General features: G+C 45.2%; 10 protein-coding genes. 6 read left to right on the top strand and 4 right to left on the bottom strand.

Translation table 11 applies throughout. The annotated features are described in order from the left end of the window. Nucleotide 1 precedes the first annotated feature (1 nt). Nucleotides 2-1,267, bottom strand: a complete 1,266-nt coding sequence (locus FED51_RS19585; protein WP_010899959.1) for an ammonium transporter — start codon at nt 1,265-1,267, stop codon at nt 2-4. 245 nt (nt 1,268-1,512) lie between these two features. Between FED51_RS19585 and FED51_RS19590 the strand changes: the two genes are divergently transcribed. Together FED51_RS19590 and hpaB are read left to right on the top strand one after the other, a co-directional pair. Further along, complete coding sequence (locus tag FED51_RS19590; RefSeq protein WP_053430120.1) at nt 1,513-1,854, top strand: hypothetical protein; 342 nt, start codon at nt 1,513-1,515, stop codon at nt 1,852-1,854. A gap of 130 nt (nt 1,855-1,984) precedes the next feature. After that, nucleotides 1,985-3,424, top strand: a complete 1,440-nt coding sequence (gene hpaB / locus FED51_RS19595; RefSeq protein ID WP_053430119.1) for a 4-hydroxyphenylacetate 3-monooxygenase, oxygenase component — start codon at nt 1,985-1,987, stop codon at nt 3,422-3,424. Between the two features lie 25 nt (nt 3,425-3,449). Here the strand turns inward: hpaB and FED51_RS19600 are convergent, their stop codons facing one another. The 3 genes from FED51_RS19600 to FED51_RS19610 form a co-directional block, all read right to left on the bottom strand. After that, nucleotides 3,450-4,481: an AbrB family transcriptional regulator gene (locus FED51_RS19600; RefSeq protein ID WP_053430118.1), complete on the bottom strand. Its 1,032-nt coding sequence runs from the start codon at nt 4,479-4,481 to the stop codon at nt 3,450-3,452. A 105-nt stretch (nt 4,482-4,586) separates the two neighbouring features. After that, nucleotides 4,587-5,279, bottom strand: coding sequence for a response regulator (locus FED51_RS19605; RefSeq protein ID WP_053430117.1), 693 nt, complete (start codon nt 5,277-5,279; stop codon nt 4,587-4,589). A gap of 5 nt (nt 5,280-5,284) precedes the next feature. Beyond that, the gene (locus FED51_RS19610; protein WP_053430116.1) at nt 5,285-6,901 is read right to left on the bottom strand and encodes an ATP-binding protein; all 1,617 of its coding nucleotides are present in this window, start codon (nt 6,899-6,901) and stop codon (nt 5,285-5,287) included. A gap of 321 nt (nt 6,902-7,222) precedes the next feature. Between FED51_RS19610 and FED51_RS19615 the strand changes: the two genes are divergently transcribed. The 4 genes from FED51_RS19615 to FED51_RS19630 are packed head-to-tail and all read left to right on the top strand — an operon-like array spanning nt 7,223 to nt 12,242. Then, nucleotides 7,223-8,221, top strand: a complete 999-nt coding sequence (locus FED51_RS19615) for a sugar-binding protein (protein ID WP_010899965.1) — start codon at nt 7,223-7,225, stop codon at nt 8,219-8,221. Continuing rightward, nucleotides 8,218-9,663: a sensor histidine kinase gene (locus tag FED51_RS19620; protein ID WP_053430115.1), complete on the top strand. Its 1,446-nt coding sequence runs from the start codon at nt 8,218-8,220 to the stop codon at nt 9,661-9,663. The genes FED51_RS19615 and FED51_RS19620 overlap by 4 nt, the downstream gene beginning before the upstream one ends. Beyond that, nucleotides 9,656-11,248, top strand: coding sequence for a response regulator transcription factor (locus FED51_RS19625; protein WP_053430114.1), 1,593 nt, complete (start codon nt 9,656-9,658; stop codon nt 11,246-11,248). Before FED51_RS19620 ends, FED51_RS19625 begins: the two co-directional genes overlap by 8 nt. Then, complete coding sequence (locus FED51_RS19630; RefSeq protein WP_010899968.1) at nt 11,238-12,242, top strand: Gfo/Idh/MocA family protein; 1,005 nt, start codon at nt 11,238-11,240, stop codon at nt 12,240-12,242. The genes FED51_RS19625 and FED51_RS19630 overlap by 11 nt, the downstream gene beginning before the upstream one ends. The last annotated feature ends 94 nt before the right edge of the window (nt 12,243-12,336 follow it).

Consider the following 12,336-nt stretch of genomic DNA (forward strand, 5'->3'; position numbering starts at 1 on the left):
TTTATGCTCCTGATTTTTCGGAACCTGGCATGCTTTCAGGATATCCGTAGCTTCCATGCTCACTTAAGTCAAGACCAATGATTTCTTCTTCTTCTGTTACACGAAGACCACCGAGTACAGACTTACATACAAGGAGTAGTACGTATGAAGCGATAAAAGCGAACACACCACAAGCGACAACGCTCAACGTTTGAACACCTAATTGTGCAAAACCACCGCCGTAGAACAAGCCCGCTTGACCACCGTTCATCTCTGCAAGCTCAGGAGTGGCAAAGAACCCTGTAGAAAGTGTCCCCCACACCCCGGCCACACCATGGACCGAGAGAGCAAAGATTGGGTCATCAATTTTCGCTTTATCGAAAAATTTCATGCTGAAGTAAACGATAAGTCCACCAACAATTCCGATGACAACTGCGGCCCACGGCGCAACGAACGCACATGACGCTGTGATCGCAACAAGACCAGCTAATGCTCCATTTAAGGTTGTCGGTACATCTGCTTTTCCTGATAGAGCCCATGCAATGAACATGGCAGCGACTGCACCTGCAGCGGCAGCAAGCTGAGTATTTAACGCAACATAACCGAAGAATGCGTCGGCCACTTCTAGCGTACTACCTGCGTTGAAGCCGAACCAACCGACCCAAAGAAGCAATACACCCAATGCTGTATACACTTGGTTGTGACCTTGAATATCGTTCATCGAGCCATCTTTGTTGTATTTGCCTAAACGCGGCTTTAATAAGATCGTAGCTGCTAGAGCCCCCATCGCACCCGTTAAGTGAACGACGGTCGATCCTGCAAAGTCTTGTTTTCCTAAGTCAGCAAGCCAGCCATCTCCCCAAATCCAGTGAGCGACAATTGGATAAACGAATGCAGAAAACAAAACCGCAAACAGGATATAGACTGATAGCTTCGCACGCTCCGCAAATCCACCAAACGCAATCGTGAGCGCAATGGCAGCGAACATTAATTGGAAAAAGAAATCGACCGAGCCGACTAGTCCCTCTTCAGCCGTTGAGTAATCGCCGAAGAAGAAATCAGAAAGACCGATAAAGGCGTTCCCCTCTCCGTAAGTGAACCCCCAGCCTACTGCCCAATAAACGAGGGATGCAATCCCAACTGTGAAAATCGTTTTTCCGGCAATATGACCAGCGTTCTTCATTCTTGTTGAGCCAGCTTCAAGTAAAATAAATCCACCTTGCATTAACAAAACAAGAACGGCACATAGCATAATCCACACGTTATCCATTAAAGCAATTGAATCCATATAGCCTCTCCTCCCCTTTGTTACTGTAAGTTTTTCTAATATGAACAGTTGATGTACTCCTTATTATAAGGTCTAAATATTCTGAATCTACAACCATGTCAGATAATCAGACATGGTATTTTGTGCCTATATCTGACATTAAGCGCTTACAGTTTGATTGTGACAGTCATTGACGTACCAATTGTTTTCAGTCGAAAAAAATGGACAAACAAGCTAAAATAGAGGAGGAGAGGGAGTGAAAAACAATGTTCATTGATGTCTTTGTCCCTTATTCATTCGTGTTGCGGATACGTCAACAGCACTCCACCGAGATGGCAAGCGTTTCGTTAACGCTAATCGAGCGAACATTTGGCAAGAAAAATGGCCGCTGGACACAAACGACGACATCCCTTGTCTCAACGGGAAAAGCATTCTCAATCGACGAGCTAGATCTTCCACAAAGCTGGCAGCTAGAGCTAGCATCAAACGAAGGAAGATTCGAAATAGATCAGCCGATTCGACGAGATTGGTTTGACGAATATAAGTACGCTTCACCAGAACGACTTTGGGAACTTTGTAAGAAGCTCTATCCAGCCCTTAGCCTGTAAGACAGTTGCCCTTGTTTGGGGTAGCTGTTTTTTGTTTCATTCGAGTTAAACTCTAGCGATGGGCGTATGGCACCTCCCATAACGAAGCGCATATATTGAAAGAGACTCTTACATCAAGGATGGAGATACTATGGCGATCATTAAGGGAAGTGACTATCTCGAGAGAATTAATAAGCTCCAGAATGAAGTATGGATTGGCGGAGAAAAAGTGACAGGGGCCATTTCAGAGCATCCTGCCTTTAAAGGCATTATGAAAAGCAAAGCTGCCTTGTATGACCTCTATCACCATTCGGATAAAAAGGATTTGCTCACATGTTGGGATGAAAAAACAAACGAGTATCATTCTTTTTCCTATTCTCAACCAAAAACAAAAGAGCAGCTTCGCAATCGCCGACAAGCGACACAACTTCTCGCACGAGAGAGCGGTGGAACAATGGGGCGATCTCCCGATTACATTAATACAGCCATCATGTCTCTCGGTAGTGGAGGAGTTGGAATGCCCAAACCTTACGGAGACAACGCGCGAAAAATATTTGAAGAAGCAAGGGAAAAAGACTTCTCCTTTACCCACACGTTTATTAATCCTCAAGTGAATCGCTCTAAGCACTACGTGGAGTATTCTAATGAAAAAATTATAGGTGCAAAGGTGATTGACGAAACGGAAGAAGGCGCCATCATCCATGGGGCACGACTCTTAGCGACCCAAGGGGGAATTACCGATCAACTCCTCGTCCTGCCTGCCGGGGGGAATTTTATCGAGCCTTCGTTTGTGTATGGATTTGCTATTCCTTCCAACACTCCTGGCTTAAAGTTTCTTTGTCGCGAATCGTACGCACACGGTAAAACAAGCAGCTATGATTACCCATTAACGAGTCATTTTGAAGAAGGGGACGCCGTTGTTGTGTTCGATCATGTTCTCGTTCCTTGGGAGCGAATATTCATCTACAGCGACCCGTCCCAAGTTCAGACGATGTATGATGAAACGAACATGAACGTATTACTGCTCTATCAAGCAGTCAGCCGACAAGCGGTTAAGTCTGAATGGCTTCTTGGACTAAGCGAATGGATGGTGCGAACGATAAATGTTGTTGAACACCAACACATTCATGAAAAAATGAGCGAAATGATTATAAGTCTTGAGATCATGAATTCCCTTCTGATTGCAGCAGAAGAAGAGGCTCAGCCAAATAAGCACGGGACGATGATTCCAGACATTCGCAAATTGGGGGCCGCCTGCAGCTATTATCAAAAAACGTATCCTCGCCTCGTCGATGCACTGCAACAAATCGGTGCTAGCGGGTTTATCTCCTTACCGTCTGAAGCCGATTTCCATTCATCCATTAAGGAAGATCTCCATCAATATTTGCAAGCAGCCAATGAAGATGCCTATGAGCGGGTGCGCATGTTTCGCCTTGCGTGGGATTTAACAATGAGCCCGTTTGGATCGAGACAAACGCAATACGAACGTTTTTTCTTCGGTGATCAAGTTCGACTATCTAGTTCTCTTTATATGAACTATCCAAAAGAACCATTCGTACAGCAAGTGCAATCGTTTTTAAAAAAACGTTGAGGAGACGTCTCTGACATCTCCTCGTTCACACTCCATTGTTATCTTGCTTTGAAAACCACTTAATCAGAAATGGTAGGCAAAGGAAAAGGGCAAGCACTCGCGCCATCTGTAAGGTCGCTACCATCGCTGGCTCCATTTGCAAGGCCGTAGCCGTTGAAGCCATTTCCGCTGCTCCAGCCGGGACAATGCTAAGTAAACTCATGTACCATTCTAGTGGTGTCATCCACGTAAATAAACCTGCCAATCCAAGACTCATAATGAAATATAGCAACAACGTAATGGCGCTAATAAACCCCATTCGCTTCAATTCACCAAAGGTTTCTCGATCAAATCGAGCACCGATTACCGCTCCCATCACTCCTTGAGCCACACCTTGCACATAGCCCGGAAGAATGATCTGAGGAAACAGTGTGTGGACAAGAAAGCCAAGACCGATCGCAAAGAAGAGGGATGCTCCTGGGAACGTCACATGCTTGCTCAGAAAAATGGTCAACACAACGACTGCCATTAATGCCCCAAGCGCTAAAAGCGTCTCATCTAGTGGGAGAAACATTGTACCCAGTCCCGTCCGCCCCGTCACATTTAAGCCAACAAATAGAGGGATGACAAAAACAAAAAATGTAATCCTTGTCGTATGAAAAGCGGCTACAATCCGTTGATCAGCCCCATAGTCTTTACTGAGCGCAATAACCTCCGAGGCTCCTCCTGGCATGCAGCAAAAGAACGCCGTATTGTGATTCACGTTTGAGAACCGTTTTAAAAACTTCCCGAGTAAAATCCCGCCGCATAATGTCAAAACAAGAGTAACGACAAAAGGACCGAGCAAGGAGTGGTATTGCAAAAATTGCTCAGGCCTTAACATGAAGCCGATGTTGCCACCAATCACAGCCAATGTCCATTTAAACAATCGATCAGGTAGCATGATTTTCTTTATCCATAATGTACAGACCATTCCTGACAAAAGTGAGCCTAATAGCCATCCTGCAGGCACTTGAAAAGCGGTAAACAGCGCGCCAACCGCTACTGTCACCGCGAGAAATACCCCTTTACTGAGCATCGTATCGCCTTCTTTTGCAAATTCAACCCTTCTATCTTATTATGACGGAAAAACGGCTAATACGAAAATCATCTGACTGAACAGATGGAAATCACACCCTTACTTTTAACATAAAAAGTAGCGACGTTCAGGGCGGCCCACATCTCCATAATTCACTTCGGCCTTTGCCTTTTTTGTATGGATCAAATATTCAAAATAGCGGCGAACCGTTGAACGACTTGCCCCAATGAGCCGGGCACCTTCCATCGCCGTAAGCCCTTGAGTTTCCGCCTCCTCTAACGCCTTTACCACCTTTTCAAGCGTTAGACGATCAATTCCTTTAGGCAATGGAGTCTCCCCTACCTGGACTTGGACTTGAACTTGACGCAATTGGTCAAGCTCTTCTTGACTGACCTGTCGCCTCTCTCCGAACAACTCCCGCTTTTGTACATACGCGTCTAACCGTTGATGAAGGACTTCTTTTTGGACTGGCTTTAATAAATAATCAATAATTCCGCCCCGTAGTGCTTCTTGCACCGTAGCCACTTCCTTGGCTGCGGTCACCATCATAATGTCCACACCTCGGAACTTTTCTCGAATCGCCCATAACAGTTCAAGACCTTTAACATCAGGGATATAGACATCCAAAAGAATCAAATCAAGAGCAGCAGCCTTTTCGCTCAAATAATCGAGCGCTTCAGCCCCAGTCCGACACGTAGAGATCACATGAAAATTGGGATGATCGTTCACCATTTGCTCTTGTATTTGAGCGACGCGAAAATCATCTTCTATGATAAGTACTTTGTACGGTTTCGTCATGATACTCAACCCTCCTTTGCTTCATGTTTTGGGATCGTTAATACGAAACAAGCTCCGCCTAACTCACCTTCCTCTAAGAAAATAGCTCCCCCCAGCTCGTGAACCGCCTTTTTAACAAGGGCTAGGCCAAACCCGCGATGCGTCCCTTCCTTCGTCGAAAATCCCTCTTCAAAGATCGATTCCATTAATTGCGGCGGAATGCCCGGTCCGTTATCTTCCACTTCAAAGATAAAATCATCGCCCATGTCTGTGAATGAGATGTAAATCTTTTTATTCTCTATCCCACTTGCTAACAACGCATCAAATGCATTTTCTAACAGATTACCGATCATCGTGACGAGCAGTTCCTGCTGTCGTTCATGTAGCGGTGTCAATAGTTGGCTGGACGGGTCAATATCCACATCGATTCCAAGTTCCTGGGCCTGACTAATTTTTCCTAATAGAACAGCGCTTACCGTCGGATCGTTCACACGTTCAATAAAAAAGTGAATCCATTCTTGCTGAATTTTTCTTTCTTTATGAATAAAGTCAACGGCCTCATCTATCTTTCCTAGCTGAAGGAAGCCTGAGATCGTGTTCAATTTATTAGAAAACTCATGAGTTTGCGCTCGTAAAGCGTCGGCATAATTTTTCACGTTCGTTAACTCTTCTGAAAGCTTTTTTATTTCATTTCGATCGCGAAACGTAGCAACCGCTCCGACAATCTCATGATCGTAGTAAATCGGCACCCGATTGACAACGGCCTGCTTATCCCCAATGCGAAGTTCCTGATCATACTGGCCCTTTCCTACTTGAAGCACTTCAGGCAAACGCGTATGTTTGACAAGATCGGTTACGTGCCGGCCTAATACATCCTCCTTGTCAAGTCCCGGGTCTACATACTTCATAGCAGCCTGATTAAACAACGTGACCTTCCCTTCTTTATTGACTGCGATAACCCCTTCATGAATCGACTGTAGGATCGCCTCTTTTTGTTGAAATTGCTGACCAATCTCCTCTGGTTCTAGCCCTAATGTCGCTTTTTTCACCGTGTTTGCTACGAGCCATGTACCCATTAGACCGAGAATCATGATAACAACGACAATTTGCCACATGGCGATTAACCGTTCCCCGATCACTTGCTGAATATCCTCCATTAAAAATCCAACTGAAACAATCCCGATGATTTTTCCATTGTCATCAAAGACCGGTACCTTGCCGCGAATCGATGGACCGAGCGACCCAACAGCTTTTGATACGTATGATTCCCCGTGTACAAGTGCCCGTTCATTATCACCGCCCACCATCCGCTGACCGATCCGTTCAGGAAGAGGATGGGCATAGCGGATCAAGTCCGTATTCCCAACAACAATAAACTCAGCCCCTGTTTCGACCCGAATGCTCTCAGCAATCGGTTGGATGATTTCGTCTGGCCGTTCCGCTGAAAAAGCCTCGCGAAGTTCCGGGATGAGGGCGACCGCCTGTGCCACACTTAGCGCTCGCTCCCCCATTTGTTCCTCGAGTGTGCGAGCATATTGCTCATTTAAGAAAACCCCGAGCAACACAAACATGGCAATGATTAATAAAGCGATAAAGCCCATCATTTTTGCGGAAAATGTAAGTGGAAAGAGTCGTCGTTTCATGGCCCGCTCTCCTGCTCTCTTAAAGTAATAAACGCTTTCATTTGTTAATGATAGCGAATTCTCGGTCACTTTTCACGGATGGGATGAAAACGGTCACAGTATCCACCCATAATAACCCATATATAGAATCAGTTTATTTGAAATTTTATCATTCTTTTCTATCATTTTTCGAAAATTCTTAGTAAAATGATAAAAAAGCGTCAAGTGCCCACTAAACATCACGGTTTATCGAAAAACGGGCACAGTGGCAAGCCAAAGAGGCTTGCCGTTTAAAAGCATACACTAGCATCGATAACAGATACATGAAAGGGGGAGGTTCTGTTGAAGCGCCACCTTTTTTTTGTGGTTGGTTTTATGATTTGTATTAGTGCTCTCGCAACGTCTATTTATTCGTTCGTCCAAGTCACTAGAGTGGAGACGAATGTCCCTTCATCCACATCTATTTCGCTTCCCTCCTCTCATTTTGTATTAATCGCAGAGGAAGAAAACAATTCTTATTGGCGCCTCGTTGAAAAGGGAGCACGAGAGGCAGAAAATCAGTTTGACGTCCTTGTAGAATATAAAGCACCGAAGCGCTCCAATCCGGAAGAACAATTAAAACTAATTGACATGGCAATTTCAGCAAAAGTGGACGGGATCATCGTGCAAGCTGTAAACGAAGAAATGTTTACACCGCTCATCAATAAGGCGGTAGACGCTGGCATCCCGGTTATTACAATTGATACCGATGCACCTCGAAGCAATCGTGTCGCATACATCGGCACCGATAACTACTATTCTGGGACGATTGCCGGTAAGGCGATGCTAGACGACATGGAAGGTGACATTCACGTCGCTGTCATCACAGGTAGTCTAGAATCTTCCCATCAAAAGCTGCGCGTCCAAGGATTTATCGATATGATTTCAAATGAGCCCCGCGTGACGCTTGTTGAGGTGGAAGCATCCAACATTTCTCGTTTAGAAGCGGAACTAAAAGCGCATCAACTAATGGAGGAGCATCCACACATTAATGCATTTTACGGAACGAGTGCCCTCGACGGTATCGGGATTGTGGCAGCAGCCGAAAAACTGGGCCTAGACGACTTGTATGTGATTGCGTTCGATACGTTACCAGAAAACCTATCGTTACTAGAGCAAGAAAAAATCGATGCTATTGTCGTACAGGAGCCTTTCGAAATGGGATTGAAAAGCGTCGAGCTCCTTTTGGATATTCGTGAAGGTCAACCCTATTCAATGACAAACCATACGCACACATCGATCATTCGGAAACCAGATCTTTCTTTACTTCAAGAACATCAACGGTTAGGTGATAAACAATGATCCGAATTCGCACAAAACTGTTAGCCTACTTTCTCGTCTTACTCGTTATTTTGATAGCGGTTTCATACTTTTTGTACGCAAGCAATCAACGAACACTCTACCAGTATAATGAAAGTTTTGAACGTTTTTTAGTATTAAATGACATTTCGCAAACGACCAACCAAATTTATGAAACCTTAAACCAATATGTCACGGAAGAAACACCAGACTTATTCGAAGAGTACAGCGAACAACGCAGCAAGCTGATTACCATTCAACAGCAAATGGAGAAGCTTATTCGCAATGAACGCAATGCCGTCCATTTAAAGAACTATGACCATATGGTGACGAGCTTTTTAGAAAAAACCGAGCAAGCGGCCGAAGGATTTGACGAGCAACGGATCGATGCCTACCCGTTCTATTTGGATGAATCCCAGCAAATTGCCCAATATATTCGGGAAATGACCTTAACGCTGATCGATGATGAGCTGACGAACTACCAACAGTTTTATAACAGCATGCTGCAAAAGCATTCGTACACGACACAGCTTGCGATTTCGATCTTCGTATCCATCCTTGTGTTAAGTTCTTTTTTTGCCATCTGGCTTTCGGACGGGATTACTAAACCGATTTCTCGGCTGACGAATGCAGCATATGAAATTTCTAGCGGCCAGCTGGACGGCAAAGATGTGAAGGTTTCCTCCAATGATGAGCTGGCCTTTTTAACGGAAACCTTTAACGACATGAGACAGAACATTTCCGGACTCGTAAAAGAAATGGAGGAAACGTCCCGCTTAAACCAATTGTTAAAGGAGATGGAATTGCGGAGCTTACAAAGTCAAATTAACCCTCATTTCCTGTTTAATACGCTGAATGTGATTTTGAAAATGTCTTATATCGAGCAGGCGGAGAAAACGGGAAAATTAATTGCTTCCGTCTCCTCCTTGTTGCGCTACAATTTAGGCTCGCTTGATCGTACGACAACGGTCGCCGACGAAGCCAACATGCTTCAAGAATACTTTCATATTCTTAAGGCCCGTTTCGGAGATTGGATTTCCCTGTCCTTGAACGTGGATGATGAGGCTCGGCCTTACCTCATCCCGTGCTTGACGCTGCAACCTCTCGTAGAGAACGCCTTTATTCATGGGGTTGAACAGATGGAATCAGGAGCAGCCATTGACGTAACGATTCAAAAGGTGGGAGACTCTCTAACCATTTCAATTTCCGACAATGGAGCAGGAATGGACGAAGCGACGAGGAAAGAGTTGTTATCATCAAAAGAAGAAGACCAGACCGAGAAGCGAGCAAGTGGAGGTCACTCCACAGGAATCGGCATGAGAAATGTCATGAGACGACTGGAGATTTTTTATCAGAAAACGGAGTTACTGACGATTGAATCTAGCTTAGGAGAAGGAACAACCGTCTCCTTGCTGCTTCCAACAAAGGAGGTTTGCGATGATTAACGTACTCATTGTCGACGATGAACAAATCGAACGAGAAGGCTTGAAGCTTTTTTTAAAAGACCGACCCAACATACACATCGTCGGTGAAGCGAGCAATGGCCGCCAAGCGATCGAAAAAGCGCTCGAAACCCAGCCTGACCTAATGATGATGGATATTAAAATGCCGGGAGTGGACGGTGTCCAAGCAGTAAAAGAAATTAAACAACAGTTACCTGAAACCGAGTTTATTATGGTTTCGGCCTTTGATACGTTTGAATACGCTCGTGAAGTGATGCGATATGGAGTAAAAGAGTATTTATTAAAGCCGACAACGAAGGAAGATGTTCTTACAGCCCTTGACCGGATCGTGGGTGAAATTGAACAAGCTCGTGAGGAAAAAAACGACCAGTACGAGTTACAACAACGGTTAGAGCAGATCTCTTCCTTTGTGCAAACCGAATCGATTCTTTATTTACTAATGGACCATATCCAAGACTATGAATGGATGGAATGGAATGAGTGGCTACGAACAGAGCAGGAAGGTTATGCCGTCGTCTTCTCTTTCCATCAACAAGGAAAAGAGATTCGCAAAACGGAAAAACAGCAATGGCATGCACGGATAAAAAAAGAGATCGGGTTACAGTTGCCAAAATCGACGGTTGGTCCGTTTATCGGCCATCATTTACCGATTTTAATGCTCACAGAAAACGAAAATGGTATGACGAAACAAGAACGCGAACAAGTGGTGATCCAGCTTTTGCATAAGGTGAAACAGGCCGTACAACCTGCAAAAGTAAAGACAGGGGTTGGCGGAATTTACCGATTACACTCTTTTTCTACTTCCTATCGCGAGGCTCTTCTTGCCCTTGATATTATTTATGATCACAAGCAAGCATCGTACTATTTTTATGATAAAAATGTTAAAATTAGGGCAGACGAACAACTTCCCATTGAACGGGAAAACAAGCTCATTGAAGCCATTAAAAGTGGGGACGGAGAAAAAGCCCTTCAAGCATTCGACCACTACGTCCAAGCAATCTTGCGTTGTTCTAAGCACCCGCTGCATGACATGCGTAAACACTTGCAGCAGCTCTTTATTATACTCGGTCGCCTGTTGAACGAGATGGGGCTTCACTGGGAGACGGCACAGGATTTCGCTCGTTTCTCCACGGTGCATCAAGTAACCGAACACGGCAAAAGCGAAATTCTCCACATCGTTCGTACACTGCAAGAATGGCGGACAACCGATGCGCAGTCGCTGATGCTCCTTGCCCGTGACTATGTGCACGATCATTTTCGTGAACCGCTCACCCTCGATGACTTAGCGAAGCACATTGGACTTAGCCCTTACTATGTAAGCAAGCTTTTTAAAGAGCGGTTTGACTTGACGTTTTCCGAGTATGTGACACAGTTGCGCGTGGAGCATGCGAAGCAGCTGCTGTCGTTGACCCAAAAGAGCTTAAAAGAAATAACGTATGAGATTGGCTACAAGGACCCGAATTATTTTAGCCGAGTGTTTAAAAAATTAACTGGCAAAAGTCCGAGCGACTATCGAAAATCGATAAATGGTCTCGGCCCAAGGGAGGATACACTAAATGGGGAATAACGTACGATGGGGCATTTTAGGAACGGCTGGAATTGCGAAAAAACAACTGATCCCAGCCATCAAGCGAGCGTCTAATGCTGAAGTGGTAGCGGTCAGCTCTCGAAATGATATGGAAAAGGCCAATTGCTATGCCGACGAATGTGACATTCCAAAGCGATATGCTCGTTATGAAGACTTGCTTAACGATCCTGACATTGATGCTGTCTATATCCCACTGCCGAACCATTTGCACCTCACATGGGCGAAAAAAGCGGCTGAACACGGAAAACACGTGTTATGTGAAAAGCCTGCTGCACTCACAGCAGCTGAGGCAAAAGAAATGGTGGACGCTTGCGCAGCACACGGCGTCGTCTTTATGGAAGCGTTCATGTATCAATTCCATCCGCAGCATGGAGAAGTGAAACGTCTAATCGACAGCGGAAAAATTGGCGAGGTTCGTCTCATCCGCTCAAACTTTTCCTTCCAACTGCCATTAGAAGCAAACAACATTCGCCTTAATCGAGAAATGGGCGGTGGCAGCCTTTACGATGTCGGTTGCTATTGCATTCACTTAACCCGTTACCTTACAGGGAAAGAACCTGTCCATGCGTACGGCACAGGCTATCTTCATCCCGAGCTTGGCGTCGACACATCGTTCACCGGTGTTTTACAAATGGAGGGCGGCGTAACATCTGTCTTCACCTCAAGCTTTGAGCAACCTGCCGACGACTCGTATGAAGTGGTTGGCACAGAAGGCACGATAATCGTTCCATATGCGTTCCGTCCTGACAAGCACCAAGACGGAACTGGAGTCATTATCGTCCGTACAAGCGATGGCCGTGAGGAAACATTGTCCGTTCAGGGAGACCAGTACCGGCTACAAGTGGAACACGTCTCCGATGCCATTTTAAACGGAACCCCGCTCCTCTACCCTGGGGAAGAAACGGTCAACAATATGAGTGTGGTTGAGGCTTGCCTTCACTCCTTGCAAGAAAAACACGCACGTGTAAAGTAGAACAAAAACCGGCTAACAGCGTCAATGTTGGCCGGTTTGTTCTTGCTCGTTTTGATTGAAATCTATAACTCTCGTATCGACCTCTATATTATTG

The organism is Halalkalibacterium halodurans (assembly GCF_005671335.1).
GTDB classification, from domain to species: Bacteria; Bacillota; Bacilli; order Bacillales; family Bacillaceae_D; genus Halalkalibacterium; species Halalkalibacterium halodurans.